The sequence below is a fragment of the Sphingomonas sp. GC_Shp_3 genome (genome assembly GCF_026540945.1).
Lineage (GTDB): Bacteria > Pseudomonadota > Alphaproteobacteria > Sphingomonadales > Sphingomonadaceae > Sphingomonas.
The window spans coordinates 346,180-372,957 of sequence record NZ_JALNUT010000001.1; the positions used below are offsets into that span (position 1 = coordinate 346,180).

A 26,778-nucleotide genomic window follows, 5' to 3' on the forward strand; every position below is an offset into this window, starting at 1 on the left:
TAGCGTTATAGCGTGATAGCTTGTAGCAAGCCGTCAAAGGAGAATGTCGGTGGAGACGATTCGAAACCTCGTCGCCGATCACAAACGTGGCAGGACGGTGGGCATCACCTCGGTGTGCTCGGCGCATCCGCTTGTGATCGAGGCGACCTTTGTTCACGCGCTGCGACGCGATGCGCGCTTCGTGCTGATCGAGGCGACATCCAATCAGGTCAATCAGGATGGCGGCTATACCGGCATGGTTCCGGCCGACTTCCGCGCGTTCGTGGAGGGCATCGCAGACCGGATCGGCTACCCTCGAGACCGTCTCGTGCTTGGCGGTGACCATCTCGGTCCCAACGCCTGGACCAGCCTGCCGGCAGATGCCGCGATGGCCAAGGCGGAGATCATGATCGGTGATTACGTGCGTGCCGGTTTCGCGAAGATTCACCTCGACTGTTCGATGTCCTGTGAAGGTGACCCGACGCCGCTGCCGGAACGCACCGTCGCCGAACGCGCCGCGCGCCTGTGCCGCGTGGCGGAGGATGCCTATTCGGGCGATCCCGCCGATGCACCGGTCTACGTCATCGGCACAGAAGTCCCCGTACCTGGCGGCGCCGCGGAAGACCTCGACACGCTCGCCGTGACGACACCGGAGGCTGCGCTCGCCACGCTCGACATGCACCGCAGCCTGTTCGCCGAAGCCGGTTTGAAGGACGCGTGGGAACGCGTGATCGCCACCGTCGTCCAGCCCGGCGTCGAGTTCGATCACATGAAGGTGGTCGATTATGATCCCGCCGCCGCCACCGCGCTCAGCGAGGCTATCGTCCCGGTCGATCATATCGTCTTTGAGGCGCACTCGACCGATTACCAGACTGCCGACGCACTCGCCGCGTTGGTGCGCGACCATTTCGCCATCCTGAAGGTCGGCCCCGGCGTGACCTTCGCGCTGCGTGAGGCGCTGTGGGCGCTCGATGCAATCGAACGCGAGACCGTGCCGGCGGAGCAGCGCGCCAACCTGCGTGCCACCGCTATTGCCCGGATGCAGGCGGAGCCGGGCAACTGGCGGAAATATTATCACGAGAGCGGCGACGCCCTCGAACTGCAACTGCAATACTCGCTGAGCGACCGCATCCGTTATTATTGGCCGGACGCGGAGATCAGTGAAGCGCAGGCTCGGCTGTTCGACAATTTGCGCGCGCATACTCCGCCATTGCCGCTGCTCAGCCAGTATTTGCCGGTCGCTTACGCAGCGGTTCGCGCCGGTATCGCGACGCTCGACCCCATCGACCTGATCGTCGCGCACATCGGTGCGACGCTCGACGCCTATTACGGAGCCTGCAATCCCAATGCTTGATACCAACCTCGCGCTCGACCAGTCGGCTACGAGCGACGATAGCTGGACGCGGCGCGAAATCCTCCAGCAGCCCGCTACGCTACGCGCGACGCAAGCGATCCTCGACGCCTCTCATGCCGAGATCGACGGCTTTTTAGGTCCGCTGCTCGCACGGCCCGACCTCCGCATCATGCTATGCGGTGCGGGCACGTCCGCCTTTATCGGCGAATGCCTCGCACCGTGGCTGTCGGCGACGCTCGGCCGGCCGGTCGAGGCGGTGGCGACCACCGACATCGTCAGCGCGCCGCACCTGTACCTCGCGGCCGATCGCACGACCCTGATGGTATCGTTCGGCCGCTCCGGCAACAGCCCGGAGAGCATCGCCGCCGTGGAACTCGCCGACGCGCGCGTGGCGTCGGTCCACCACCTCATCATCACCTGCAACGCGGACGGCGCGCTGTCGCGCCGCGTCACCGGCAACAACCACGTCGTGCTGCTGCCCGAGGAGACGCACGACCGAGCCTTCGCGATGACGTCGAGCTTTAGCGCCATGATGCTGTCGGCCTTGTCGATCTTCACCGGGCGGGGTACGATGCCCGCTCGCGTCGAGGCGATCGCCAGCGCCGTCGAGGCGATGCTCGGCCGGTCCGATGTCGAGGCGGCAACACTTGCCGGCGCGGATTTCGAGCGTGTCGTGTATTTGGGCAGCGGTGTGTTCCAGGGTCTCGCCCGCGAAGCCGCGCTGAAGCTGCTCGAACTCACCGATGGCACGATCCCGACCGCGTTCGACTCCTCGCTCGGCTTCCGCCACGGTCCCAAGACGATCGTGACGCCGCGCACGCTGGTGGTGGTGTTCGTGTCGAACGATCCGCTGACCCGCCTCTACGACCTCGACATCATCGAGGAACTGCGTGGCGATGGCCGCTGCGGCGCAGTGGTGGTGATCGCCGCGCAAGACACCAGCGGCGAGACGCTGCTGGTCGAGAACGCGGCTGACCTGGCCGATGCCGACCTGCTGTTCCCGTACATCACGTTTGCACAGCTTTACGGCCTGCATTGCTCGTTGCGGCTCGGTCGTACGCCGGATCAGCCCAACGCCAGCGGCACTGTCAACCGCGTCGTACAAGGCGTGCGCATCCATACGCCAACCGCATGACGTTCTACCTTGGTGTGGATGGCGGCGGTACCAAGACCGAGTTCGTCGCCATCGACGATAGCGGGCAAGTGGTGGCGCGGGCGCTGACCGGCACCACCTATCATTTGCAAGTCGGGCTGGATGGAGCGGTGGCGCGGCTGTCCCAAGGTATCGGTGCGGTGTGTGCGCAACTAGCGGTGTCCTGCAGCGACCTTGGTTACGCGTTCTTCGGTTTGCCGGCGTTTGGCGAGGACGCGCGGATCGATCCGCTGCTCGACGCCGCGTGCGGGCGTTTGTTGGGGCATGACCGCTACCAATGCGACAACGATATGGTATGCGGCTGGGCAGGGTCGCTGGCGTGTGCGGACGGAATCAATCTGGTCGCGGGAACGGGGTCGATCGGCTACGGTGAGCGGCAGGGCCGCAAGGCGCGCGCTGGCGGATGGGGAGAGGTGTTCAGCGACGAGGGGTCGGCCTATTGGATCGCGCTGCGGGGGCTCAACGTCTTCACGCGGATGAGCGACGGGCGACTGCCGATCGGGCCGCTCAGGCAAGGGTTTATCGACGCGCTCGATCTGAGTACGGACCTCGACATTTGCGCACGGGTGATGGGTGAGCGCGGTATGGCCCGCGACGAGATCGCCGCACTCGCGCCGATCGTATCGCGGGCGGCGGAGCAGGGCGATTGGGAAGCGGCCGCCATCCTTGAGCAGGCGGCTACGGAACTTGCGGGCATCGCGCAGGCTCTGCGGCGGCAACTGGCGTTCGGGCAGGATGAGACGGTGCTGCTGTCGTGGTCCGGCAGCATCCTGACCAAACTGGATGCGGTGCGAGAGCCGTTCCTGCGTACCTTGCAGAAACTCGCCCCGTACGAACTGGTCGCGCCGCGTCATGATCCTGGGATGGGGGCCGCATTGTATGCGGCGCTGCTCGGGCGCTCTGCCACGCGCTAAAGCGGTGCCGGGTCGCGGCTCAGAGCGGATCCAGAAATTCGGCCCAGAAGGGCGATTGGCGGCTCTGGGTCGGATCCTTTCCGAGGAACAGGTCCGCGACCTCCTTTCGCAGCCACGCCACGGCCGGATCCGTATGCGCGCGGCGATGCCAGAACTGCTTCAACTCCACCGCCGGAACATCGAATGGAACGGGCAGCGTGCGCAAGCCGAGCAGCCGCACGTAGATCTGGCCCACCGCAAGCGGCACGACCGTTAACATGTCCGATCGCGCCACCAGCAGTGGTACGCTCATGAAGTGAGGCGAGAGCAACGTGATCCGACGTTCCAGCCCGAGTTCCCGAACGCGGTGTTCGTAGCGTTCTTGGCTTCTGCCCTCCTGCGTCACGACGACATGATCGGCCGCGAGATACTGGTCTAGCGAGAGGTCGTCGGCGATCGTCGGATGGTCAGGCCGAACGAGGCAGACGAAGGGTTGCTCGAACAGCGTCTGTTCGTAATGCCCCGCCGTGTTGGGGTCGATGAGGTGGCCGATCGCAAGGTCGATCGTGCCGTCCGCAAGCCCGCGCAAAAGATCGACCGGCTCGGCTGCGACCGAACGGATCGTGATGCCGGGCGCCTTCACTCGCAGCACCGCGATCAGGTCGGGCAGGAACACCAGATCGCCCAGATCGGACAAGCCGATCGCGATCCGGCGCTTGGCGCGAGCCGGGTCGAACACTGCCACCGACACGATGTCCGAGCGGATGGTCGCGATGGTGCGCGTCACCGGCTCCCGCAACTGTTCAGCAAAGGCGGTCGGCGCCATCACACCGCCCTGCCGCACGAAAAGCTCGTCACCGAAGTGCTGCCGTAGGCGACGCAGCGCGAGGCTAACGCCCGGCTGCGTTAGGCCAAGCGCACGCCCCGCCGCCGAAACGTTGGCATGAGCGTACAGCGCGTCGAGAACGCGCAACAGGTTGAGATCGAGCGGCGCCATTTCCGCAGCTTATACCAGCTATTTGGCAAATATGCAGCGGTGATGATGTTGGCTGTGATATGGTCGGGAGCGAAAACAAGAGCGGCCGCGAGCCGTTGGAGATGGATTATGGAAGCGTCTCAGCATCAGCGCCACGATGGAAGCACGGTCACGCCGGGCTGGCCACGGAATAGCTGGTATGTCGCGGCAAGCTCGGACGAGATCGGCACGACACCGTTTGCGCGTCAGATCTGCGGCGTCCGCATGGTGTTCTACCGCCCGGCGGGGGGCGCACCCGTCGCGTTCGAGGATTTTTGCCCGCATCGCGGCGCGCCGCTGTCGTTGGGCTTCGTTCGCGGGGAGACGCTGGTTTGCGGCTACCACGGCCTCGCGGTCGACTGTCGAGGCGCCGTCGAAAGCATGCCGGGGCAGCGCGTCAAGAACTTCCCCCCGGTCAGCGCCTTTGCCGTGATCGAGCGCTATGGCTTCGTGTGGGTGTGGCCGGGCGATCAGGCGCAAGCCAGCCCGAGTGCGCTACCAGATCTTGCTTGGGGGGAGAGCGACGCATGGGCTTACGGGGGCGGCCGCTACCACATCGCATGCGATTATCGGCTGATGATCGACAATCTGATGGACCTCACCCACGAGACCTATGTCCATGCGAGCAGCATCGGCCAGAAGGAAATCGACGAGGCGCCGGTAAAGACACACACCGAGGGCGACGAGGTCATCACCAGCCGTTTCATGGAGAAGGTCAGCGCGCCACCGTTCTGGCGGATGGCGTTGCGGGGCGCGGGCTTGCCGGAAGACGCGGTGGTCGATCGGTGGCAGATCTGCCGCTTCAATCTGCCGAGCCACGTTATGATCGAGGTTGGCGTGGCGCTGACCGGAGAAGGTGGCTACCACGCCGATCCTTCCAAGAAAGCATCAAGCATCGTCGTCGACTTCATCACGCCGGAAACCGAGACGTCGCATTGGTATTTCTGGGGGATGGCACGTCAGTTCGCGGTGACGGACGCAGCACTCACCGACACGATCCGGACGGGACAGGGCAAGATCTTCAGCGAAGACCTCGACATGCTCGAGCAGCAGCAGCGTAACCTGACGCGCTATCCCGATCGGCGCCTGCTGAAGCTGAACATCGACGCCGGTGGTGCGCGCTCGAGATTGGCGATCGAGCGTGCCATCGCGCGCGAACAGGGCGTCCCAGTCGTGAAGACGGCAATGGTGGCCTGACGGACTGGCAGCAGTCGAGCGGCAACACATCAGATGACGTTTATTATCGCGGCGTGGCCTGGACGCGGTTGATTGTGCAGTGCAGCATGCCGATGTCTGTTGTCGTGCCGGGCCAGTGCCGGCGCTGGAGACTGCATGATGCGCGGCATTTCTGATACGATCGCACGGCTCAACGCCGCTGCGGCCCGCGCCGGTGTTACGGGGCAGCCCGTGACCAGCTTGCGCTCGCTGACGGGGTTCGGGTCGAACCCCGGTGGACTTGCCGGCTATTTGCATCTCCCGGACGATCTGCCCGCCGCAGCGCCGTTGGTCGTCGTGCTTCATGGCTGCACGCAAACGGCGGCGGGCTACGATGCGGCATCGGGTTGGTCGCGATTGGCCGACGAGCAGGGCTTTGCCGTGCTGTATCCCGAGCAGCAGCGCGGCAACAATCCGAACACGTGCTTCAACTGGTTCGAGGCGGGAGATACGCGGCGCGGGTCCGGGGAGGTCGAGTCGATCCACCATATGATCCGGGCGGTGATACGCCAGCACGCGATCGATCCACGCCGGATCTACATCACCGGCCTGTCCGCTGGCGGCGCGATGACGGCGGCGATGCTGGCGTGCTACCCCGAGCTGTTCGCTGGGGGCGCGATCATCGCGGGCCTGCCATATGGCGTCGCGCGCGATATGGTGCAGGCGTTTGATCGCATGCGTGGGCATGGCCTGCCGAGCGGGGACACGCTGTCGGCAGCGGTAACGGAGGCGTCCGCGCATCGCGGCCCGTGGCCGAAGCTTTCCGTCTGGCATGGCGACCAGGACGCGACCGTCAGCGCGGCCAACGCCGATGCGATCGTAGCCCAGTGGCGCGGCGTGCATGGCTTGCCAGCCGAGCCTACGCGGGCCGATCAGGTCGATCAGATGCCGCATCGGGTGTGGTGCGGCGCGGACGGGCAAGTGCTTGTCGAGGAGTATATCATTCCCGGCATGGGGCACGGTACGCCGCTCAAGACCAAGGGCGCAGGTGCTTATGGTGCGGCCGCACCGTTTATGCTCGACGTTGGCATCTCGTCTACGCTGCGGATCGCCCAATTCTGGGGCATTGCACCCGCGGGGGAATCCGTTGTGCCGCAGCCCCGCCCCGAAACGCGCGATGCCGCCACGCTGCCGATGCGCGCGGAGCCGCGCCGGCCGCAGGGGCGAAAGGTCGAGCCTGATGCGGCGCGTGGCGCAGCCGGGATCGGCAAGGTGATCGAGGATGCGCTTCGGGCCGCAGGGCTGATGCGTTAACGGGTAGCGCATGTGCCGGATCCGAGGCGGCGGCGGGCCGTCGGGACCATCGGGACCATGCGGACCGCGCGGCGGCCCATGGGGATGATCGAGTGGCCCGAGCGCGAGCACCTTCTTGTCCGGGCCGACCAGGAACGCGGCGTGAACCAGTCCGCGTTCGAAGCGACCCTGCACCATCACCGGCTCACCGGCCGTAACCAGCGCGCGATCGTCCCCTTCCGGGCCGGCATCGACCAGCGCGCGCCCGCTTGCATCCGCCACGATGAACTTGTTGCCGTAGATTTCGGCGACTTGGCCGCGAATGGTGACGATGTTGCCGGAGGTGAGCGAACGGATCGCCACCGGCGTCGTCGGCGCCATCGTTACGGCGGGTCGGGTTTCCGACACCACCGCTGCACCGGCCGCACCGCCGAGCACGAGAAGTGCGGCGCCGATCACGGCAAACTTGCTCTGGCGTTTCTTGCGAGCGCCATGCTGCGGGTGATCGTGCGATTCGAGTAGATCAGTCATTTGCTGGGTCCTTCTTGGTTGGTGGAGCCCTTTTACGACTCGGCACCCGCGCACCGCTGAACCACGCCGTTCAGATTGCGTTTAGTTTGCAGCCATAGGGGTTGAGGGGGAGGAACAGTCGCTTGCGCATTCTGCTCGTCGAAGACGATAATGTATTGGCCGATGGGATCGCACGGGCGCTTCGTGCCGAGAACTTCGCGGTTGACCACGCTGGCAACGGCCTCGACGGCGGCCATCTCGGCGCGACCGAACTGTACGACGCGGTGGTGCTGGACCTCGGCCTTCCGATCAAGGATGGCGTGACGGTGCTACGCGAATGGCGCGCGGAACGGCGCGACATGCCGGTTCTAGTCCTGACCGCGCGCGATGGCTGGTCGGAGAAGGTCGCCGCGTTCAAGGCCGGCGCCGATGATTATCTCACCAAGCCGTTTCGCGTTGAGGAGGTGGTGTTGCGATTGCGTGCGCTCGTCCGGCGTGCTGCTGGTCACGCTGGCGCGATCCTGACCTGCGGCAAGCTCGTTTTCGACGCCCAACTCGGCACGTTCGAGTTGGAGGGGCTCCCGCTCAAGCTCACCGCGTTCGAATGGCGCGTTCTGTCTGCGCTGATGCTGCGCAAGGAAGTGGTCGTCGACCGCGCCGATCTGATCGAGCGTGTGTACGAGGGCGATGCGGATGTGGACTCCAATTCGATCGAAGTCATCATCGGACGGTTGCGCAAAAAGATCGGGCCGACGATGATCGAAACGGTGCGCGGGCGCGGCTACCGCGTGACGGCGACCGGCGCATGAGACTGGTGCCGCGCTCGCTCGCCGGGCGGCTGCTTGGTATCGCCACGTTGACGACACTGGCGGCGCTGGTGTTCGCTGCGTTCAGCATCGGGCATGTGCTGGAGCGTTTCGTGATTCAGGGCCTCGATCAACAACTCGATGCCGAGGTGACGATGCTGGTCAGGGCGGTGCGCGGCGATGGTACGCTGGACCGTGCTCGTGTGGTCGACCTGCCGGTCTTCGATACGCCGGGCGCAGGGTGGGGTTGGCGTGTCGAGAGTGCACGCGGACGCTGGACCGGCGGCGATCCGATCGAAGGTGATGTGCCGATCGCTGGACCTGACCGTGCGCTCCTCCCTCGTGGTGGCGAGCGTTCCGGCGTGCACCCCGGCGAAGGCGTCGCGCGTTCCGGAGAGCGGGTGCATGTGCGCCAGAGCACGATCGCCACCACTGCAGGACCGGCGGTCGTGACGGTGAGCGGACCACGACACCTTGCGCTTGCGCCGCTTCGCGATGCGCTGGTGCCGCTGCTCGGCTCGTTGGCTCTGCTGGGTGTCGGGCTGGTGGTCGCGACCGTCCTGCAACTGCGTTTCGGGTTGAGGCCGCTGCGTACGCTGCGCGCTTCGCTTGCCGACGTGCGCGCCGGGCGGGCGGGGCGGTTGCCCGCTGACCAGCCGGATGAGCTTGCCCCGCTGGCGGCGGAACTCAACGCGTTGATCGACCAGAACGAGGCCGGGCTGGAACACGCGCGACGCCATGTCGCCAATCTGGCGCATGGCCTGAAGACACCGCTTGCCGCGCTGAGCCTCAAGCTGGCGGAAAGCGGACGGGACCCGGACGGAAGCCTTGGTGCGATGGTGGCGGATATCGACCGCCGCATCCGCCACCACCTTGGCCGGGCAAGGGCGGCGGCTCCTGGCGGTGCCAGACGCGTGCGTACTGCGTTGAGACTGACGATCGACGATCTCGTCGCCGTGCTGCGACGGGTCCACGCCGACAAACCGGTTGTGCTCTCGATTGACGTTGCGTCGACGCTGGTGGTGGTGGCCGATGCGCAGGATCTGAGCGAAATGCTCGGCAACCTCCTCGACAATGCGTGGCGACACACTGCTACGGCGATTACGATCAATGCTACGCGCATCGGCGCCAGCGTCGAGGTTCGGATCGAGGACGATGGTCCCGGAATTGCAGAGCAGGCGCTTGCCGACGCGCTCTCGCGTGGGCGGCGGCTGGACGAACGTGGCGATGGGCACGGCTTTGGCTTGCCGATCGCCGAGGAACTTGCGGAGTTGAACGGGGGGCGGCTGGCGCTTTCCACAGCGCGATCCGGTGGTTTGTGCGCGACCCTGACACTGCCGGCAGTCCCGACGGAGTTGGCCGGGTAGCGCTGAAGTCCGAAACAGAGGCGGCCTGACCGCAGGCATTGCCATTGGCGGAATGCTCGGCGATGAGAGGGTATGTCGATGCCCCCAGAACACGACCGCGAGCGCGTAGCGCGGATTGCCGCCGATCCCCGCTACATCGCGCTGGTGCGGGATCGGCAACGGTTTTCCTGGGTGCTTACCGCGATCACGGTGGTCGTCTACAGCAGCTTCATCTCGTTCATCGCGTTCGACAAGCCGTTGATGGCGCAGCCGATGGCCGGTGGCACGACCAGTATAGCGGTAGTGGCGGGTGTGGCGATGCTGATCGGTACCGTCGCGATCTGCGCGATCTACGTCTGGCGCGCCAACGGCAGCTATGATGCGCGGCTGGCAGAAGTGCTTGCGGATGTGCGGTCGTGAGGCGGCTGGCATTGCGCGCGACGGCGACGGCGATAGCGCTGCTCGGCTGGTCGAGCGTCGCGGGAGCGGCGATAGGCGGTGCGGTTCAACGCCAGCCGACCAACTGGACCGCGATTCTGATGTTCGCGGGCTTCGTCGGCATCACGTTGTGGATCACCGGTGTCGCGGCGCGGCGGACGCGCACCGTGTCCGACTTCTACACCGGCGGCGGCATTACCGGCTTTCAGAACGGATTGGCGATGGCGGGCGATTATTGCTCGGCCGCGTCGTTCCTCGGTATCACGTCGCAGATCTTCAACGATGGCTATGATGGGCTGATCTACGCGATCGGCTTCCTCGTCGGCTGGCCGATCGTGCTGTTTCTTGTTGCGGAAAAGCTGCGCAATCTCGGCCGCTTCACCTTCGCCGACGTTGCGTCGTACAGGTTCATGCAGGGGCCGGTCAGGACGTTCTCGGCCGTGAGTACGCTATTTGTCGTCGCCTTCTACCTCATCGCGCAGATGGTCGGCGCCGGGCAACTCATCCAGTTGCTGTTCGGACTTCCCTACCTTTACGCCATCGTCGTCGTCGGCGGGCTGATGATGGTATACGTGCTGTTTGGCGGCATGCGCGCGACATCGTGGGTGCAGATCATCAAGGCGGTGATGTTGCTGTGTGGCGCGACGTTCCTCGTGCTGGGCGTCATGGCGCATGTGGGGTTCTCGTTCGAAACGCTGTTCGCGCAGGCCGTCGCTGTGAAAACGAAGCTGGCAGCGGAAAGTGGCCTGTCGCCGACGGACGCGGCGGTGAAGGGCCGCGCGATCATGGGCCCGGGCGGGTTCATCAAGGATCCGATTTCCGCACTGTCGTTCGGCTTCGCGCTGATGCTTGGGACGGCGGGCCTCCCGCATATCCTGATGCGCTTCTTTACGGTTCCCGATGCCCGCGAGGCGCGCAAATCGATCCTGTGGGCAACGGTGTGGATCGGTTATTTCTACGCGCTGACGTTCATACTCGGCTTCGGCGCGATCGTGATGATCTCCTTCAACCCCGCCTATGTCGATGCCAGTGGCGCGCTGATCGGTGGCGGCAACATGGCGGTGATGCATCTGGCCCATGCGATCGGCGGCAATCTGTTTCTCGGCTTCATCTCTGCCGTGGCGTTCGCGACGATCCTGGCGGTGGTGGCGGGGCTTACGCTGTCGGCCGCCTCGGCCATCTCGCACGACATCTACGCCAGCGTCATCCGCAAGGGGACGGCCGATCCGGTGAAGGAACTGCGGGTGTCGCGGGTCACCACCGTCCTGCTCGGCATCGCGGCGATTATCCTTGGCATCGTCTTTCAGAAGCAGAACGTCGCCTTCATGGTCAGCCTCGCGTTCGCGCTCGCCGCATCGGGCAACTTTCCGGTACTGGTCATGTCCCTGTTGTGGTCCGGTTGCACGACCAGGGGCGCAGCGTGGGGTGGCGCGATCGGACTGGTGACCGCGTTCGGGTTAACCGTGCTGTCGCCGGTGATCTGGGTGGCGGTGTTCGGGTTCGGCCATGCGATCTTCCCGTACAGTTCCCCCGCTTTGTTCTCGGTGCCGGCCGGGTTCATCGCGATCTGGCTGATTTCGCTGATGGACCGCTCACCGCGCGCCGCTATCGACAAGGCGGGCTATGCCGAGCAGCGCTTGCGTTCCGAAACCGGGCTTGGGGTCCACACGGCTGCCGTGCACTGACGGCAGTTCGCGTGGGCTGAATGCCCTCGAGGTGTAGGGCACGAACCATGTTAGACCTGTTCGATACGCCGCCTATCCCGGGGTTCGCCGCCGAACCGGCCTTGCTGAGTGCCCCAGAGGAGAGAACGCTGCTCGGCCGGATCGACGCGCTTGATCTGACGCCTTTCCAATTTCAGCAATGGCAAGGGAAGCGACTGACGCACAGCTTCGGCTGGAAGTACGATTTTCAGACCGGGGCAATCAGCACGGCAGATCCGATCCCCGACTGGCTGATGGAGGTGCGTGCGGCTGCGGCCGCCTTTGCCGGTCTCACACCGGCAGACCTCGTGCAGGTGCTGCTGACCCGTTACGATCCCGGTGCCGGGATTGGCTGGCACCGCGATCGACCGATTTACGAGCATGTCGTTGGCATCTCGCTCGGCGCACCGGCGGACATGCGCTTTCGCAAACGAACCGATCGCGGCTGGCGCAGGGTGACCGTGCCGCTCGCACCGCGCGGAGCCTACCGACTATCAGGGGAGGTACGGCATGCGTGGGAGCACAGCATCCTGCCGATGAGGGAGCGACGGTATTCGATCACGATGCGTAGCTTCGCGGATCGGGCTCCACCCCGTGGCGCATAATTGCCTTGGCGCGCTCACCGCTCGCATAGCGAATCTCGTGTCTTCGCTGGCACTGGTGTGCGTCCCGCGCGTTACGCCTTCCGCACCACCCCGAACATAAGGACATTTAACATGGCCGATACGAAGACCGACGCCACACCCTCCAACGGCAAGACCAGTCTCTCCGATGCGTTTCGCGAGCATTTTTCGGGCGACGCACCGCTGACCGAAAAGGCGAAGAGCTTTGCAAAGGCGCGCCCGGTCACGGCTGCCGCCTTCCTGGGCGTCGCGGCGATCGCCGTGCTGAATTCCCTGCGTGGCGTCCGAAGCTGATTACGGCCGTGCCGCCGGCCTGCGGGCGGGCGGCACGACACCTTACAGGTGGACCAGCATCCGCCCGATCAGCGCCAGCAGCGCGGCCACCGCAATCGCCATCTGTGGTGGCCGCAAGCGCGCGAAATGCTTGGGCACGTCGTGTTTGGCGGCACCGTCATGATCCAGCACGATCACCAGCGCAAAGCCGATGGACAGCAGCGCCAGCGCCACCAGCCAGGATCCGATCGCTCCGCATACCAGCGCCAGCCCAGCCGGTACGAAATAGACGATCATGATAGTGATCTCGCGCAGTTTGGACGCCTCGGCATTGCCGAAGCCGTAGCCGCGTCGAACCCCGGCGACGAACGTCAGGATTAGTCCCCCCCATATGATCGCCAGCCCAGTCGCATGCGTGGGCCACGGCTGCGGCAGGGTCCACGCGCCAAGTGCTGCGGCGACGAGCGGAACCATCGGACCATAGCCGAAGATGATGCTGTCGAGTGGTATGGCTGATTTGTTCGCGTGCATCGCCAATTACCTGTGAAGCAGCCGTTCGCTGCGGTAGCTGATGTCCGTTGCTGTGCAGGACGGCGCGCTTAGTCGCGCTTCAGCGCATCCGGCTTGTGAGCGGCCTGCTTACCGTCCTCGGTTTCGACGATATATTGTGGATCGTCCTTGGTCGCAGCGACCTTGTGGCCTTTGATATGGGTTTCGCTGATCTGCTGCTTCACGACTTTGCCATGCGCGGTGCCGCCGTGGCTCTTCCACGAAACCTTGTCGCCTTTTTTCAGGTGAATTGCCATCTGGTCTATCTCCCGGTCAGTCCTGGCTAAGACCCGGCAACTGCCGCTTCGGTTCCCACCCGCTGCATCCGCCGGGGAAAGATGAACGAACGTCATTTCGGTAGTGTCATTTTTTGGCGTCGCGCGTTGGGGCGGTTCTGCCAGGGAGATCGCAATGAAGCACGGCACCGACATCATGAACCACTCGGACCTGATCCTGCGCCCTGATCCGGCGCGTACGGTGCTGCGACCGTTTGATGTCAGCGATCCCACTGGCTTTGACAAGCAGCAGCACAGTCGCCCGCAGCGCATCGTCGCACGCATACTCAGTCTCGATGCGGACATGGTGAAAAGCGAACTGGCGCGCGTGATGGACGGCCTCGTGCAGCGCCACCGCGACGTCGATGCCGCTATCCTGCGGCGGTACGAAGACGTGAAGGTGGCGGCGGGTTGCGTCGATGTCGAGCCTGACCAGGCGCGGTTGATCGGTGCGTATTTCCTTGAGGAATATGCTTTCGAAGCGGCGGCGCTGTTCAATCCCAGCATGATCCGGTTGGAAGATCAGTCCGACGCACCCGAAGGGGGCGTGCGCTTCGTCATGGCGTTACGCGGGATCGGGGAGGGGCATCTCTCGTCTGTTACGTTCCGCGTTGGCAGTTGGGATCCGAAGGGCGGTTTCCGCGTCGATCCACCGAGCGAATTCGCCGTCGCGCCACGGATCGAAGCCGACGAAGGCGATGGTGCGGTCCGCATCCTGTGCGAAGGCAGCCAGAACCCGTCGGAGACGATCCTGTTTCCGGTTACCGAGGCGCAGCAGCGTGGCATCGAGGATATGCGACTGGTCCAGTTTGTCGAGGACGACGGTACCGTGCGGCATCTGGGCACGTACACCGCATTCAGCGGCATGGATGCCCGCTGTGAACTGGTCGAGGCGTTCGATTTTCGCAGCCTGACGATGCGCAAAATGACTGGCGAGGCTGCCTCTCGAAAGGGCATGGCGCTGTTCCCACGCCGGATCGACGGTCAATTCGCGATGCTCGGGCGGCAGGATAATGAGAACCTGTGGCTATTGCGCTCGGACAGCCTGACCCACTGGGAGGGCGGTGAACGCATCCTGATGCCGAAGTACTTCTGGGAGTTCGTGCAGATCGGCAACTGCGGATCGCCAATCGAGATCGATGAAGGCTGGCTGGTGCTGACCCACGGCGTGGGATCGGTACGGAACTATTGTATCGGTGCCGCGCTGCTCGACCGGGACGATCCGCGCAAGGTACTTGGCCGAATGGCGCTCCCGCTCGTCCACCCCAGCCCCAAGGAGCGCGACGGTTACGTTCCCAACGTCGTCTATAGTTGTGGCGGGATCGTTCACAATCGCCGGTTGCTTCTGCCTTACGGCGTGGCGGATAATTTCGCGGCGTTCGCAGACGTCGCACTCGACGATCTGATCGCGGAGCTGCGCTGACCGAGGCTGCGGCGGAACGACCCCGTTGCTCGACGGTTAGAAAATGCGACAGAAGCGGTGCGGCCCTTGGCGGCACGACAAGTAACGGGGCATTGTTTTGGACGAACAGGGACGCAACGCCGCGACGCCGTGGCAGATGCCGCGTGCGGCGTGGATCGCGGTGTTGAAGCGTGCGTATGCGGAAACGACGGACGACAACATCGGTCTGATCGCCGCCGGGGTGGCGTTCTACGGGTTTCTGGCGCTGGTGCCGCTGCTCGGCGCTGTGGTGCTCGTGTATGGCATCGCAGCGAGCCCGAAGACCGTCATTCATGACATGACCCAGCTAGCTGCGATCATGCCAAAAGATGTCGCGCATCTGATCGGCGAGCAGTTGATGAACGTCGTCAAGACTTCAGACGACAAGAAGGGGTTCGGTCTGCTGCTTGCGCTTGCGCTGGCTTTGTTCGGCGCGCGCAACGGCGCGGGCGCCGTCGTGACCGCGCTCAATATCGCATACGAAGAGCATGAGACGCGCAGCTTCCTGCGGGTGAACGCGCTGTCGCTGCTGATCACGGCAGCCGGCGTCGTAGTCGCGATGATCGCTCTGGTCGCGGTGGCGGCGCTCGGTCATCTCGAGAGCCTGTTGCCAGATGCGCCGGAAGCGGTCGTCGCCGCCGGGAAGGTCGTGACCTATCTGTTGTTCACCGCCGCAGGTGCGGCCGCGGCGGCCACGCTGTACCGTTATGGTCCGGCGCGGACCCACGCGCGATGGGCATGGCTGACGCCCGGATCGCTGTTCGCGGCGCTGATGTGGCTGCTGTTGACGTTCGGCTTCGGCGTCTACGTGGCCAATTTCGGTAATTACAACGCGACCTATGGTTCGCTTGGCGCGGTAGTGGTGACGCTGACGTGGTTGTACCTGTCCAGCTACATCCTACTGTTCGGTGCCGAACTGAACGCCGAACTGGAGCACCAGACTGCAAAAGACACGACTAACGCCGATGCACCATTGGGGGAGCGTGGCGCCTGGGTGGCCGATCATGTCGCCCTGGATGCGAAGTCTGGGCACAACTCTAAATCGCCTGCCGCGCCTGCCGCCAGTGCCCGGCGACCCGATCCAGCGCCATCCGCCCTTTCCGATTTCGTCACCAGCAGGATTGCGACACGCGTTGGCGCCGTGGCGGGACTGCCACGCATCGGCTGGGCACCCTCGGCGGCGGCGACGCTCGGCCTGTCGCTGATGCGCCGCGGTCGCGGTGTGCAAGGTGCCGCTCTGCTCGGCGGGACAGCGGCTGCGATGTGGCTGGCGCGGGACCGCGCCGCAGACCGGAAGGTCAAGGCCATCTTCTTTGACGTGGATGGCACCTTGGTCGACAGCAACGACTATCATGTCGATGCCTGGAATCAGGCGTTTCGCGAGCAAGGTCTTGCGGTGGAGCGGGACGCGATCAGGGGGCAGATCGGCAAGGGCGGCGATCTGCTCGTACCGACGCTTCTTCCGGGTATATCCGACGATATGCGAGAAACGTTGAGCGACCGCCATGGTGCAATCTTCAAGACGCTCTATCTCAACGCGGTGCGCCCGTTCGAGGGCGCTACAGCGCTGCTCCAGCATGTTCACGCTTGCGGCCAGCGGGTGGTTCTCGCCTCATCGGCGGACGCCAAGGAGGTGAAACACTACGTCGGCTTGCTGCGCGTCGGTAACGCTGTCGACGACACGACCAGTATCGATGATGTCGAAACCTCCAAACCCGCTGGCGATATCTTCGAATCCGCGCTTGCGAAGGTGAAGCCGCTTTCACCCCACGAGGTCATCGTGGTTGGTGACACGCCCTACGATGTCGAGGCAGCGGCCCGATGCGGCATACGCACGGTAGGCTTACGTTCCGGCGGGTTCGACGATGCAGTGTTGCGTAAGGCTGGCGCCATCGCGCTGTATGACGATGCGGCGGATTTGCTGGCGCATTATGAGCAATCGCCACTGAGCGGGCGGTGATGGAAGATTGTCAGTGCCGCTGCTTCAGCGGCGTTTAAGATCCGCAAGAAACGCGGTAGATCAGCTATTGGGGAAGGAGCGCGGCGTGAACCTCGGCAGATGACATGCTCGGTTGCAACAAGGCTGCGGCACGCTGTGTCACCGTGCGACATTGCGTCTGGGCAGAGTAGTGACGCGGTTCGCTCACGGTAGAGTGCAGCAGCAGGCTTAGTGCATGGCGGGTTCACAGGGAGCGATAAAACTCCGGGCAAGAGAAGGCCCGGTGTCAGCCGCTGAATATCAGAAAACTTTCTTCGGCAGATCGCGTGCGCTGGGCAAACGTTGCTCGTGATTGATATAGCGGGCGAAAGCGGAAACACCTTTGTAGCGATGCTTGCTTAAGCGTTCGCGCCATATGAAGGCCCAGGCGAACCTTCGCCAATCGGCTTGCCGACTGGCCGAGTCATCAAGCGGGTCGGACCGATGTTGCCATCGCTCCGACCCGGCAGGCGTATTTACATCTTGTCGCCGAGTGCGCCCTTGACGCTGCCTTTGACGTCCTGCGCGGTGCCCTTGACCTGCTGCGCATCGCCTTCGGCTTCGAGCTGCTCGTTGCCGGTTGCCGAACCAATTACTTCCTTGACCTTGCCCGCGATCTTGTTGCCGGCTGCGTCCAGCTTGTCGGTGAATTCACCCATGAGAAATTCCTCTTGCGATCCCGAAAACGAATACCGCCCCGGCTCTCTCGCACGCAGATACAACCGCTTGGCCGGGTTTTCGGTTCCGAAACGATCACGGATGCCGCTTACCCGGTCGGACGGATGAGCCCAACACCATCACCGAAGCCGAGCCGCAGCCCCGCGCAGGGGGAACCCGCCCGCTGCAAGCGGCAGCACGTGGGTGGCAGTCGTGGCGGATCAGCGTATCCGTTGCTCCAGCGAGCTTCGCGCCGATCGACTGCTGCGCAATCGCATCATTGCGGATGCTCGGTTGCGGTCGGCTCACCGAGGTAGAAACTGGTATGCGGCGGTTGGTTATACGCGGTATTCTGCCACGCGACCCCGAGACGGTATACGGGATCCTGCATCAACGTGACGTAACGGTGTGTTGTCGGGAAGGGCGTTTCATAAATCCGCAATTCGCGACTATCGGTAGAACGCAGCACGACCTCCTCGCGCCAATCGCCGAACAGATCCGCCTGCAGCGCCGGATTGGCTTTCGTGCCGTTGTTCGACGCCGTACCGGTCGTTTCCAGCAGCGGCACCGTGCGACCCGCTTGCCAATCCCATTTGTAGATGGTGGTCCCGTCGAGCAACTCGCGCAGGCGATCGCCGTCCCACCAGATCGCGAAGTTGGTCTGGCGTGGTGCGGGGCCGATCGCCTGACCATGTACGTCAAACAAGTCACGCGAATTGGAACCCCAGAACTCCGCACCGACGTGGCGTGGGTCTATGTCCGCGGCGAGACCGCGACCGGTGTCGTGCTGGGCTGGCTTCTGCCACAGGATCTCGCCGGTGCGCGCATCCAGCAACGCCGAGCCGATGCCACCGTTGCGGTCCATTTCCTCATGCACGCCAAACTTCTCGAGGCCGGGGCGGGCCGGGTCGAGATCGCCGACGTGCATCGCGTCGCCGTGGAACAGCGGGTCTGTCCACAGCCCCTTGCCATCATCGTCGATCGCCATCGAACCGTAGATCACCTCGTCGCGGCCATCGCCATCGACATCGGCAATGCTCAACTGGTGATTGCCACGGCCTTCGTACTTCTCGTTGCCCGGAGCGTTGGAATCGAACAGCCAACGCTCGGTGAGTTTGCCGTCGCGGTAATCCCATGACGCGACAGTGGTCCGCCCGTAATAGCCGCGCCCGAACACCATGCTCGGCCGCGCTCCGTCGAGGTAAGCGACACCTGCGAGGAAGCGATCGACGCGGTTGCCATAGCCGTCACCCCAGGTGTCGCGTAGCTGTTCGAAAGTCGGGTTGCCGCCGGGGTAGCGCGGTGGATCATAGGGCTTGCTGGCGAGCGCGCGGCCGGTGCGGCCGTCGAACACGGTGAGATATTCCGGGCCTTTCAGAATGCGCCCAGCCAGTTTGGCGACCCGTTTGCCGTCAGCGGTATAGGCGGCACCTGTGCGGTCGGCCTGCGGCACCTCGCCATCTTTCTCGCGCCAGTCGGCATGGGCATCACCGATCGGTTGGCCGGTCCCGTCGATGGTGGCATCGGCCGTTTTCATCGCGATCTCGGCGCGGCCGTCACCGTCGAAATCGTAGACGAGGAACTGCGTATAGTGCGCGCCTGCCCGGATGTTCGGCCCGAGGTTGATCCGCCACAGCCGCTTGCCCTCCAGCGTGTAGGCGTCGATCAGCACCGGGCCGGTATACCCCCCCTGACTATTATCGTGGCTGTTGGTCGGATCCCATTTGAGCACGATCTCATACCGACCATCTCCGTCGAGATCGCCCACGCTCGCGTCGTTGGCGGTGTAGGTATAGGCGACGCCGTCCGGGGTGGTGCCGCCCGGCGGCACGTCGAGCGGGATACGCCAGAAACCGTCCGGCAAGGCGAGCGCGGGCGAGGGCGGTTCACGTCCGCCGATCATTCGAACTGCATAACCTTGGCGCGGGGTCCCGTGCTGGTCGACGATGTTGGTCGCGCCGGTCGCAGTGGTCGTCGCGATCCGCTTGCCGTCGCGTAAGACTTCGAAGCGTGCGTTGCGGGGATCGGTCGCAAGGAGCCGCCAACTGACGATCGCACCGCCGCCCTTGGCCGGTGACACCACTGCACCACGGTCGAGCTGCTCGATTTGACGTACCGGACCTGCGAACAACGGCGTGGTTGCGGCGCAGGCGAGCAGTACCGCCACAGACTTGGTAAAAGCGTCGCGCATCATGACCTCTCCCGCACCTGATCTTCTTCTTTGTCGTCCCACATAATGTTTTAAAGTTTTGCATATTGTCAATGGTATTGAAGGTGTGCGATGTAATTCGGGACGCCGTGATCGGCAGGTAGAAGGGGGCAACAACCTTCCAGCCGTCGAGATCGAAGGCGTAGGAACGGCCGCAAAGGCCGAACAGGGGAGAGGAATATGACTACGCTTCGGCATCTATCCGCCACCAGATTTGCGGTGTCCTCGCTTGCGCTTGCAACTGGTTTGATGCTCGCCGCGTCGCCTGCCGCCGCACAGAGCGCCAGCAGCGCGACCTCCGAAACGCCACCCGCCGCCGATCAAACCACGCCTAAGAATGACACCGCTAGCAGCGCTGCCGCCGGTGCTGACAAGGCGGTAAACGCCGAGGACGTGATCGTCGTCGGAACGCGCGCGTCGTTGCAATCGGGTATCGCCCGCAAGCGCAACGCCGGCACCATTGTCGATTCGATCGTCGCGGACGATATCGCCAGTTTCCCCGACAAGAACGTGGGCGACTCGCTCGCGCGCATTACCGGCGTGCAGCTCAACCGCGATTTCGGCGAGGGCGTGAACGTCTCGATCCGTGGCGTCGAACCCGACCTCAACCGTGTCGAGATCAACGGCGTCAGCCAGGCATCGACACAGGGCGGCCGTTCGGGCGATTTCCGCGAACTCGCCACCGAACTGGTCAAGTCGATCGACGTCTACAAGGGTTATTCGGTCGACCTTACCGAGGGTGGTCTCGGCGGCACCGTCAGCATCGAAACGCGTCGGCCGCTCGAGCTGAAGAAGGCGCTGGCGAGCGTGGTGTTCTCTGAACAGCGGCTCGACACTACACAGGACTGGAAGCCGCGCATCACGCTTGTCGCCGGCACCCCCAAGCTGTTCCTTGACGGGCTGGGCGCGCTCATCAACGTGACCTACGATAACGTAACGACGCGGCAGGATTACATCAGCAACACCAATTGGTCGCGGCTCGCGGATTTCGACCATTCCGATCAGAAGACTGTCGCCGATCCGAATTATGCCGCTTATAACACGTATGCGAGCTGCGCGGGTGTCGGTGGTGCCAACGCCGCCAACGCCACCACGCGGCGCAAGGCATGCGAGACGCAGTTCTTCGACTGGGCGCCAACCGTGCCGCGCTATCGCAACTGGGTCCGCCACGACAAGCGCATCTCCGGCGACGCGCAGCTCCAGTATGAGTTCGCCCCCAACTTCCGCGCTTATGTAGAGGCAACGATCAACCACCGCGACCAGACCCTGCAAGACGCGAACTACTCGCTCGATATGGGCCGCTACCAGCGCTATCAGCTCGACCCGACGCTGCCGGTTGGCTTGAACGGTGGCGTGTCGCAGGCGCAGATTAAAGCCGGAAGCGCGACGGTAGACGACAATCACGTCGTCACCAGCTACACGACGGCGCTGAAGCCGAACGTGTTAAGCAGCACGGTCACCAGCGGCGATGCCAACATCCTCGGCATCCAGCGCCGCGACTACACTGACGAACAATATTCCTATTATTACCAGGGCGGCTTCACCTGGGATCTGAATCGGCTGCACGTGAAGGCACTCGGGTCGCACTCGCTGGCAAGAGACATCGGCAATAACGCGCTGATCTCGATCACCACGTCGGTGCCGGGCGTCACGGTAGACCGGCGCAATTCGCTCGGCATTCCGGCTTTCATCTTCCCGAGCACGGTCAACCCGGCGGACTACACGATCTACACCAACAATGCCGCGACCGATCCATATCAGGCCGGTCCGAGCATCCAGTGGCGCCCCAACGACTATGGCAACACCGAAAACCAGGGCAAGGTCGATGCGACCTACGATACCGATCTCCCGCTGCTGAAGAGCATCCAGCTCGGCGGGCAGGCGCGCTGGCAGAGCTACTTCCAATATCTCGGCGGTGGCTCGCGGCTGCTGGACAACGGCCAGTACCAGACGGCCTCCTATTACAGCTACACGACCAACCTCGTGAAGAACGTGACCGCACGCCAGACGATCGGCGCCACGGGTAGCGGCAACAACACCGCGACCTATCAACTCACCCCGGCGGAATATATCGGCATCCTGCAATCCGCCAACGGGCTCGTTCCCGGCGGAGCGCCGTTGTTCGCGGGCCTGCAAAACGCGCCGGGCGGTATCCCCGGACAGTTCGCGGTGCCGCTGTTCGATCGAGGCGTGCTCGGCCAATATTATGATCTGTCGAACTTCAATCAGGGCCAGATCCGGTCTGCCAACGGCCTCCCGCAGATCCCGAACGCGCAAATCGATGAGCGTGTCGCTTCGGCCTATCTGCGGCTGAACCTGGATACCGAGGTGTTCGGCATGCATCTCAGCGGCAACGGCGGCGTGCGGTATACGAACACGCGCGATGTCGGCACCGGCACCAACGTCGCGCGGGTCACGGCTCTGAACGCGGCGGGTACGGCGGTGACGACGGTGACTGCATCGCAGCAGATCAGCATCCGCAACAATTATGCGGACTTCCTGCCGGCGTTCAACCTTGCGCTGGATATCACGCCCAACCTGACGCTACGCGGCAACTGGGCCAAGAACCTCGCGCGGCCCAAGCCGCTCGATCTGGTGCCGAACATCAACTGCGTGGATGACCAGACCACCGGCATCTTCGGGCAGGATGCCTGCAAGGCCGGCAACCCGGCCCTGAAGCCATATCGCGCAACCCAGTGGGAAGCGAACCTCGCCTGGTACGCAAACCGCGATACGCTGGTGAGCCTCGGCTATTACAAGAAGTTCGAGTCGAGCTTCGTCATCGGCGGTGTCACCCGCAACGACGTTAACCTGTTCGGCGACGGTATCCTCTACACGGTCAATCAGCCGGTCAATGGGTTTGGTGCGTTGCTCGATGGATTTGAGGCGAGCGCGCAGACGGTGTTCACATTCCTGCCCCGTCCGTTCGACGGTTTCGGGGCGAGCGGCAACTTCACCTATGCCCGCGCGCTGACCACCAATCTCACGAATCTCGCCACCAACCAGCCGCTCAACGATTATCCTGGTCTGTCCAAGTACACCTGGAACGCCAGCGTGTTCTACGACAAGGATTGGCTGAACGTCCGCGTGAACTACAACTTCCGTTCAAGCTGGCTGCAAATGACTTCGGACTCAAACAACGGCAACAACCCGATCTATCGCAAGTCGGAAGGATACCTGGACGGGAAGATCACCGTACGCGTGCCGAAATACCATTTCAGCGTGTTCGTCGAGATGCAGAACATCAACAAGGAATATCAGCAGACTTACATCAAGAACCTCGGGCCGATCGACCTTTACTATCCGGGCCGCCGGTTCTTCACCGGCATCCAGGCAAAGTTCTGAACGGGGCAGGGAGACACGCCGAGGTTGCGCTTCCTTGACAGCCTTGGCGCGGGATGCTGCGCCAGGCTGTGGGGAATGCTCAACACTCCACTACGTTCACCGCCAGCCCGCCGAGGCTTGTCTCCTTGTACTTCGACTTCATGTCCTCGCCCGTCTGGCGCATCGTCTCGATCACCTGATCGAGGCTGACGATGTGGCGGCCATCGCCGTGCAGCGCGAGATAGGCCGCATTAACCGCCTTGATCGCGCCCATCGTGTTGCGTTCGATACAGGGGATCTGCACCAGGCCGCCGATCGGATCGCAGGTGAGGCCGAGGTTGTGCTCCATGCCGATTTCGGCGGCGTTTTCGATCTGCGCGTTGGTCGCGCCTAGTGCCGCCGCGAGACCACCCGCCGCCATCGAACACGCTACGCCGACCTCGCCTTGGCACCCCATTTCCGCGGCCGAGATCGATGCGCGTTGCTTGTACAGGAACCCCACTGCCGACGCGGTGTAGAGCAGCCGCCGAGAACCGTCCGCCGTGGCGCCGTGAACGAACGTCTCGTAATATTTCAGCACCGCCGGGATCACACCGGCGGCACCGTTGGTCGGGGCGGTCACGACGCGGCCGCCGGCGGCATTTTCCTCGTTGACCGCCAGCGCCCACAGGCTGACCCACTCGAATACCAGGCTTGGATCGGCGCGCGGACCGCGTTCGATCAGTTTTTCACGCATTGCCCGCGCCCGCCGTGTGACGCGGAGGCCACCCGGCAACACGCCTTCGCCATGGCAGCCGCGTTCGATTGACGCGAACATCGCGGCGCGCACCGACGCCAAGAACGCATCGGTCTCCTCCGGGTCGCGCCACGCCGCTTCGTTGGCGCGCACGATGTCGGCGATCGAAAGGCCGGTCGCGGTGCCGATTTCCAGCAGTTCGTCACCGGAGGAAAAGGGGTGGGGCGGTGCCACGTTGACGCGCGCCGCTGCCTCGCCCTCCATGCGGATCGCGCCGCCGCCGATCGAGTAATACCGCCGCACGATCTCGCTGCCGTCCGACAGCGTCGCGGTAAAGGCCATGCCGTTGGGGTGGCCGGGCAGGAAGCTTGCGCGGAAGATCAGGTCGTTAGGCTCGTCAAAGCGGATCGGCGCATCGCCACCAAGCGGCAGTTCGCCACGCGCGCGAATATCGGCGAGGATCGCCGGCACCCGGTCAGGATCGACGCCCTCCGGTGTGTGGCCAGCAAGGCCGAGCAGTACCGCGCCGTCGGTGCCGTGTCCGCGCCCGGTCAGCGCGAGCGAGCCGTACAGGTCGCACGTGACCCGGACCGGGTTCGCCTGCTCTTCGACCAGCATCCGTGCGAACGCAAAGGCCGCACGCATCGGCCCGACCGTGTGCGAACTGGACGGCCCGATGCCGATGGTGAACAGATCGACGACGCTGAGCGGAGCACTATTCTTATCAAGCACGGACGGCCTTTCGGATGGAGCGTCCGCTTACGCCATTTCCGCAAGGCTTTGCACGCCTAGATCGCCGCCAGGATCAGTCCGAACGGCACTGCCACCACTGCAGCGGCGGCACCGGCCCTTGCGAACTCCGGCCGGTAGCTGCGCGCCGCCACCAGCGGCAGACCGACCGCAGGTAGGGCGCCGATCCACCACAGCGTCGCGTAGACCGGTTGCGCCGTGACAAGCACGATCGCCAGGGATGCAGCGAGCAGCACCCAACCGAAGAAGCGCGCCTGCTGTTGTCGCGCGACCGCCAGCCGCCGCCCGGTCAGCACATCGCCATGTTGCGGTTGCGCAATCGCGAGCGCGAACAGCGCGAGATACAGCAAAGCGGCCGATGCGATCAGCATCGCGCGCTCCGCCACGCCACCCACGCACACAGTGCACCTGCGGCAAGCAGCAGGAGATTGCCTGCGACCAGCACCGCATCACCGTCACCGATCCACCCGCCGAGGAACGGCAGCGCGATCAGCCCGGTCGCCAGTCCTGCAAACGGCAGCGGCCAGCGCAAGCGATCCGGCAACGCGCTCGTGATCACCAGCACAATGCCGGCCGTAGCCATTGCCGCCGCCACCTCCGCTCCAGCGCGCCCGCCACTGGCGAGCGGCAGCAGGCGATTGGCCCAAAGCAACGCAAGCGCACCCGCCGGCACGCCGACGATCACGCCAGCGTTTATACGCGCGAGCAGGCGGTTGGCGTGGTCGGGCAGACGGTCGCGCCGCTTGACCGTCCAAAGGATCAGCCCGGTGGCGATCGCCAGCGTCAGCATGGCGCCGCCGAGAAAATACAGCCAACGTAGCGGCAGCGGTGCAAACCGTGCGACGTGCAGACCGTACAGCCAGCTATAGGCGGTGATCGCCGGGCGATGTTCGATCCAGGCGTTGAGCAGCCGCCCGCTCACCGCGTCGTAGCTGGCGACACCGGCGTTGGTGGCGATCTGCGCCGCATCCGCGCAGGTGAAACTCGCCACAGCGGCGGCGTCGCCAGGATTGATGATCGTCACGCGGCCGACCGCGCCGCCGCAACGAACCTGTGCGTCGCGCATCATGTCCGCGACCGAACCGAGCCTTGCGTGCCGACCGGCCGCAGGGCGATCGACCCCGCCCGGCGCAAGTTCGTGGAACATTGCTGGCATATCGGCGCCGTAACCAGAGACCCCGGGCCACGGCATACTGAGCGACAGCAGCGTCAATATGCCGGTCAGCGTAATCATCAGGTGGAACGGCAGCGCGAACACGCCGAGCACGTTGTGCGCGTCCAGCCACGATCGCTGCCCCTTGTCGGCGCGGAAGGTGAAGAAGTCGCGGAAGAAACGGCGGTGGGCCACGATGCCGGAGATCAGCGCGATCAGCATCGTCGCCGCCGCCAGCGAGGCCAGCATCCGGCCCCATGGGTACGGCAGTTCAAGCTCGAAATGCAGACGGTAGAAGAATTCACCGCCCAGCGTTTCGCGCAACACCGGCGCGCCGGTGGTCGGGTCCAGCGCGCGCAGCGCGATCTTGCCGCCTTGCGTGAAATAGGCGTCGATCGTGTTGGCGCGCGCGTCGGGGGCAGTGAGATACCAGGCCGGCGCATCGGCGGCGTTGTGCGACAGCCAGTCCGTCGCCGCTGTGATTGCCCGAACGGCATCGACCTGCGCGGTATTCTCGGGCCGCATCCAGCGGCTGATCTCGGGTTTGAACATGCTGAGCGTGCCGGCGAATGCCATCAGGTACAGCACATGACCGAGCAACAGCCCGGTCCAGCCGTGGAGCCACGCCATTGTCTGGCGTGCCCCATCGTGAAGGCGGTTCATGTCGGGAGCGGGAGTGTCAGCGCCAGAGTTGCAAGCGCGAACGCAGCGATCGCGACGCCGCCAAGTGCGCGCGCGGGGCTGCGTGCCAGAAACGCCCAAATCGTCACCGCCGGAAAAACCAGCAGCGCGGCGAGCATCCCGGTCATTACCGCCTCCGGCCGCGCCATCGGCAGCAGTCGTGCGAGCAGGGCACCAAGCGCAGCAACGACGGCATAGGCGCCGAAGCTGCCCGCGATCATTCGAGCGGCGATATTGATCCGGTATGCCGAGCAGTGTCGATCGCGCACAACGCCGCGGACCGGTGCGGGAAACGCGGTGAAGGTGTGCCGTACCGTTCCAACCCGACGCAAAGCCGCGCCGGGCAGATCGGCACGTGCGCGCTCGCGACGAGCGACCGTTGCGGCACTTGCGAGCGTGAGGGTGAAATGCCGGTTCATCGCGTTCCTTCTCCGGCCCCGAATACGAAGTTCACTTTTGCGAGTCAATCGCATTATCACGTACG

At 64.3% G+C, this 26,778-nt stretch carries 24 protein-coding genes; 15 read left to right on the plus strand and 9 right to left on the minus strand.

Annotation, left to right across the window (positions count from 1 at the left end; translation table 11 throughout):
- Positions 1-43 precede the first annotated feature (43 nt).
- From OXR00_RS01695 to OXR00_RS01705, 3 genes are read left to right on the plus strand one after another with little or no spacing between them, the layout of a single operon-like run.
- A complete protein-coding gene (locus tag OXR00_RS01695; protein WP_267386300.1) occupies positions 44-1,333 on the plus strand; it encodes a D-tagatose-bisphosphate aldolase, class II, non-catalytic subunit in 1,290 nt (429 codons plus the stop codon).
- Positions 1,326-2,468 carry an SIS domain-containing protein gene (locus OXR00_RS01700; RefSeq protein WP_267386301.1) on the plus strand — a complete coding sequence of 381 codons (1,143 nt, stop codon included), beginning with the start codon at positions 1,326-1,328 and terminating at the stop codon, positions 2,466-2,468. The genes OXR00_RS01695 and OXR00_RS01700 overlap by 8 nt, the downstream gene beginning before the upstream one ends.
- Entirely contained in the window at positions 2,465-3,400 is a 936-nt protein-coding gene (locus tag OXR00_RS01705; RefSeq protein ID WP_267386303.1) for a BadF/BadG/BcrA/BcrD ATPase family protein, read from the plus strand. The genes OXR00_RS01700 and OXR00_RS01705 overlap by 4 nt, the downstream gene beginning before the upstream one ends.
- Positions 3,401-3,419: 19 nt before the next feature.
- Here the strand turns inward: OXR00_RS01705 and OXR00_RS01710 are convergent, their stop codons facing one another.
- Positions 3,420-4,376, minus strand: a complete 957-nt coding sequence (locus OXR00_RS01710; protein WP_267386304.1) for a LysR family transcriptional regulator — start codon at positions 4,374-4,376, stop codon at positions 3,420-3,422.
- Between the two features lie 108 nt (positions 4,377-4,484).
- On the opposite strand from OXR00_RS01710, the gene OXR00_RS01715 reads away from it, so the two are divergent.
- The 9 genes from OXR00_RS01715 (at position 4,485) to OXR00_RS01755 (ending at position 12,562) form a co-directional block, all read left to right on the plus strand.
- A complete protein-coding gene (locus OXR00_RS01715) occupies positions 4,485-5,591 on the plus strand; it encodes an aromatic ring-hydroxylating dioxygenase subunit alpha (protein ID WP_267386305.1) in 1,107 nt (368 codons plus the stop codon).
- Between the two features lie 138 nt (positions 5,592-5,729).
- A complete protein-coding gene (locus OXR00_RS01720) occupies positions 5,730-6,863 on the plus strand; it encodes a PHB depolymerase family esterase (protein WP_267386306.1) in 1,134 nt (377 codons plus the stop codon).
- A gap of 78 nt (positions 6,864-6,941) precedes the next feature.
- Complete coding sequence (locus OXR00_RS01725) at positions 6,942-7,364, plus strand: hypothetical protein (protein ID WP_267386307.1); 423 nt, start codon at positions 6,942-6,944, stop codon at positions 7,362-7,364.
- A 131-nt stretch (positions 7,365-7,495) separates the two neighbouring features.
- Complete coding sequence (locus tag OXR00_RS01730) at positions 7,496-8,161, plus strand: response regulator transcription factor (protein ID WP_267386308.1); 666 nt, start codon at positions 7,496-7,498, stop codon at positions 8,159-8,161.
- A complete protein-coding gene (locus OXR00_RS01735) occupies positions 8,158-9,525 on the plus strand; it encodes a HAMP domain-containing sensor histidine kinase (RefSeq protein WP_267386309.1) in 1,368 nt (455 codons plus the stop codon). Before OXR00_RS01730 ends, OXR00_RS01735 begins: the two co-directional genes overlap by 4 nt.
- Before the next feature lie 72 nt (positions 9,526-9,597).
- Positions 9,598-9,924: a DUF485 domain-containing protein gene (locus OXR00_RS01740; protein WP_267386310.1), complete on the plus strand. Its 327-nt coding sequence runs from the start codon at positions 9,598-9,600 to the stop codon at positions 9,922-9,924.
- A gap of 5 nt (positions 9,925-9,929) precedes the next feature.
- Positions 9,930-11,627, plus strand: a complete 1,698-nt coding sequence (locus OXR00_RS01745) for a cation acetate symporter (RefSeq protein WP_276592890.1) — start codon at positions 9,930-9,932, stop codon at positions 11,625-11,627.
- A 47-nt stretch (positions 11,628-11,674) separates the two neighbouring features.
- The gene (locus OXR00_RS01750; protein ID WP_267386313.1) at positions 11,675-12,250 is read left to right on the plus strand and encodes an alpha-ketoglutarate-dependent dioxygenase AlkB; all 576 of its coding nucleotides are present in this window, start codon (positions 11,675-11,677) and stop codon (positions 12,248-12,250) included.
- Positions 12,251-12,361: 111 nt separating this feature from the next.
- Entirely contained in the window at positions 12,362-12,562 is a 201-nt protein-coding gene (locus tag OXR00_RS01755; protein WP_267386316.1) for a hypothetical protein, read from the plus strand.
- A gap of 42 nt (positions 12,563-12,604) precedes the next feature.
- On the opposite strand, the gene OXR00_RS01760 is transcribed toward OXR00_RS01755, so the two are convergent.
- Both OXR00_RS01760 and OXR00_RS01765 read right to left on the minus strand, forming a co-directional pair.
- Positions 12,605-13,072: a DUF3429 domain-containing protein gene (locus OXR00_RS01760; RefSeq protein WP_267386318.1), complete on the minus strand. Its 468-nt coding sequence runs from the start codon at positions 13,070-13,072 to the stop codon at positions 12,605-12,607.
- A gap of 68 nt (positions 13,073-13,140) precedes the next feature.
- A complete protein-coding gene (locus OXR00_RS01765; protein ID WP_267386320.1) occupies positions 13,141-13,524 on the minus strand; it encodes a DUF2945 domain-containing protein in 384 nt (127 codons plus the stop codon).
- Here OXR00_RS01765 and OXR00_RS01770 point away from each other — a divergent pair.
- Both OXR00_RS01770 and OXR00_RS01775 read left to right on the plus strand, forming a co-directional pair.
- Complete coding sequence (locus OXR00_RS01770) at positions 13,502-14,788, plus strand: glycoside hydrolase family 130 protein (protein ID WP_267386321.1); 1,287 nt, start codon at positions 13,502-13,504, stop codon at positions 14,786-14,788. The two genes, OXR00_RS01765 and OXR00_RS01770, sit on opposite strands and share 23 nt — an antisense overlap.
- Before the next feature lie 97 nt (positions 14,789-14,885).
- The gene (locus OXR00_RS01775; protein WP_267386322.1) at positions 14,886-16,766 is read left to right on the plus strand and encodes a YhjD/YihY/BrkB family envelope integrity protein; all 1,881 of its coding nucleotides are present in this window, start codon (positions 14,886-14,888) and stop codon (positions 16,764-16,766) included.
- 494 nt (positions 16,767-17,260) lie between these two features.
- Here OXR00_RS01775 and OXR00_RS01780 read toward each other — a convergent pair whose 3' ends face one another.
- Together OXR00_RS01780 and OXR00_RS01785 are read right to left on the minus strand one after the other, a co-directional pair.
- The gene (locus OXR00_RS01780) at positions 17,261-17,443 is read right to left on the minus strand and encodes a CsbD family protein (RefSeq protein WP_242146207.1); all 183 of its coding nucleotides are present in this window, start codon (positions 17,441-17,443) and stop codon (positions 17,261-17,263) included.
- Between the two features lie 275 nt (positions 17,444-17,718).
- Positions 17,719-19,632, minus strand: a complete 1,914-nt coding sequence (locus OXR00_RS01785) for a rhamnogalacturonan lyase (RefSeq protein WP_267387112.1) — start codon at positions 19,630-19,632, stop codon at positions 17,719-17,721.
- Between the two features lie 198 nt (positions 19,633-19,830).
- On the opposite strand from OXR00_RS01785, the gene OXR00_RS01790 reads away from it, so the two are divergent.
- Positions 19,831-22,995, plus strand: a complete 3,165-nt coding sequence (locus tag OXR00_RS01790; RefSeq protein WP_267386323.1) for a TonB-dependent receptor — start codon at positions 19,831-19,833, stop codon at positions 22,993-22,995.
- 79 nt (positions 22,996-23,074) lie between these two features.
- Here OXR00_RS01790 and OXR00_RS01795 read toward each other — a convergent pair whose 3' ends face one another.
- Genes OXR00_RS01795 through OXR00_RS01810 form a run of 4 tightly spaced genes read right to left on the minus strand, consistent with a single transcriptional unit; the run spans position 23,075 to position 26,713 of the window.
- Positions 23,075-24,442, minus strand: a complete 1,368-nt coding sequence (locus OXR00_RS01795; RefSeq protein ID WP_267386324.1) for an L-serine ammonia-lyase — start codon at positions 24,440-24,442, stop codon at positions 23,075-23,077.
- 56 nt (positions 24,443-24,498) lie between these two features.
- Complete coding sequence (locus OXR00_RS01800) at positions 24,499-24,831, minus strand: DUF3325 family protein (RefSeq protein WP_267386325.1); 333 nt, start codon at positions 24,829-24,831, stop codon at positions 24,499-24,501.
- A complete protein-coding gene (locus OXR00_RS01805) occupies positions 24,825-26,276 on the minus strand; it encodes a PepSY-associated TM helix domain-containing protein (RefSeq protein WP_267386326.1) in 1,452 nt (483 codons plus the stop codon). The genes OXR00_RS01800 and OXR00_RS01805 overlap by 7 nt, the downstream gene beginning before the upstream one ends.
- Positions 26,273-26,713, minus strand: a complete 441-nt coding sequence (locus OXR00_RS01810; protein ID WP_267386327.1) for a hypothetical protein — start codon at positions 26,711-26,713, stop codon at positions 26,273-26,275. Before OXR00_RS01810 ends, OXR00_RS01805 begins: the two co-directional genes overlap by 4 nt.
- Positions 26,714-26,778 lie beyond the last annotated feature (65 nt).

What these genes read in the sequence shown, in the direction of transcription:
- OXR00_RS01750 (WP_267386313.1), top strand. Translation starts at nt 11,675, where the DNA reads ATGTTAGACCTGTTCGATACGCCGCCTATCCCGGGGTTCGCCGCCGAA.
- OXR00_RS01765 (WP_267386320.1), bottom strand. Translation starts at nt 13,524, where the DNA reads ATGATGTCGGTGCCGTGCTTCATTGCGATCTCCCTGGCAGAACCGCCC.
- OXR00_RS01810 (WP_267386327.1), bottom strand. Translation starts at nt 26,713, where the DNA reads ATGAACCGGCATTTCACCCTCACGCTCGCAAGTGCCGCAACGGTCGCT.
- OXR00_RS01790 (WP_267386323.1), top strand. Translation starts at nt 19,831, where the DNA reads ATGACTACGCTTCGGCATCTATCCGCCACCAGATTTGCGGTGTCCTCG.
- OXR00_RS01805 (WP_267386326.1), bottom strand. Translation starts at nt 26,276, where the DNA reads ATGAACCGCCTTCACGATGGGGCACGCCAGACAATGGCGTGGCTCCAC.
- OXR00_RS01720 (WP_267386306.1), top strand. Translation starts at nt 5,730, where the DNA reads ATGCGCGGCATTTCTGATACGATCGCACGGCTCAACGCCGCTGCGGCC.
- OXR00_RS01785 (WP_267387112.1), bottom strand. Translation starts at nt 19,632, where the DNA reads ATGCGCGACGCTTTTACCAAGTCTGTGGCGGTACTGCTCGCCTGCGCC.
- OXR00_RS01695 (WP_267386300.1), top strand. Translation starts at nt 44, where the DNA reads ATGTCGGTGGAGACGATTCGAAACCTCGTCGCCGATCACAAACGTGGC.
- OXR00_RS01800 (WP_267386325.1), bottom strand. Translation starts at nt 24,831, where the DNA reads ATGCTGATCGCATCGGCCGCTTTGCTGTATCTCGCGCTGTTCGCGCTC.
- OXR00_RS01710 (WP_267386304.1), bottom strand. Translation starts at nt 4,376, where the DNA reads ATGGCGCCGCTCGATCTCAACCTGTTGCGCGTTCTCGACGCGCTGTAC.
- OXR00_RS01725 (WP_267386307.1), top strand. Translation starts at nt 6,942, where the DNA reads ATGGGGATGATCGAGTGGCCCGAGCGCGAGCACCTTCTTGTCCGGGCC.
- OXR00_RS01755 (WP_267386316.1), top strand. Translation starts at nt 12,362, where the DNA reads ATGGCCGATACGAAGACCGACGCCACACCCTCCAACGGCAAGACCAGT.
- OXR00_RS01770 (WP_267386321.1), top strand. Translation starts at nt 13,502, where the DNA reads ATGAAGCACGGCACCGACATCATGAACCACTCGGACCTGATCCTGCGC.
- OXR00_RS01700 (WP_267386301.1), top strand. Translation starts at nt 1,326, where the DNA reads ATGCTTGATACCAACCTCGCGCTCGACCAGTCGGCTACGAGCGACGAT.
- OXR00_RS01735 (WP_267386309.1), top strand. Translation starts at nt 8,158, where the DNA reads ATGAGACTGGTGCCGCGCTCGCTCGCCGGGCGGCTGCTTGGTATCGCC.
- OXR00_RS01740 (WP_267386310.1), top strand. Translation starts at nt 9,598, where the DNA reads ATGTCGATGCCCCCAGAACACGACCGCGAGCGCGTAGCGCGGATTGCC.
- OXR00_RS01715 (WP_267386305.1), top strand. Translation starts at nt 4,485, where the DNA reads ATGGAAGCGTCTCAGCATCAGCGCCACGATGGAAGCACGGTCACGCCG.
- OXR00_RS01705 (WP_267386303.1), top strand. Translation starts at nt 2,465, where the DNA reads ATGACGTTCTACCTTGGTGTGGATGGCGGCGGTACCAAGACCGAGTTC.
- OXR00_RS01760 (WP_267386318.1), bottom strand. Translation starts at nt 13,072, where the DNA reads ATGCACGCGAACAAATCAGCCATACCACTCGACAGCATCATCTTCGGC.
- OXR00_RS01780 (WP_242146207.1), bottom strand. Translation starts at nt 17,443, where the DNA reads ATGGGTGAATTCACCGACAAGCTGGACGCAGCCGGCAACAAGATCGCG.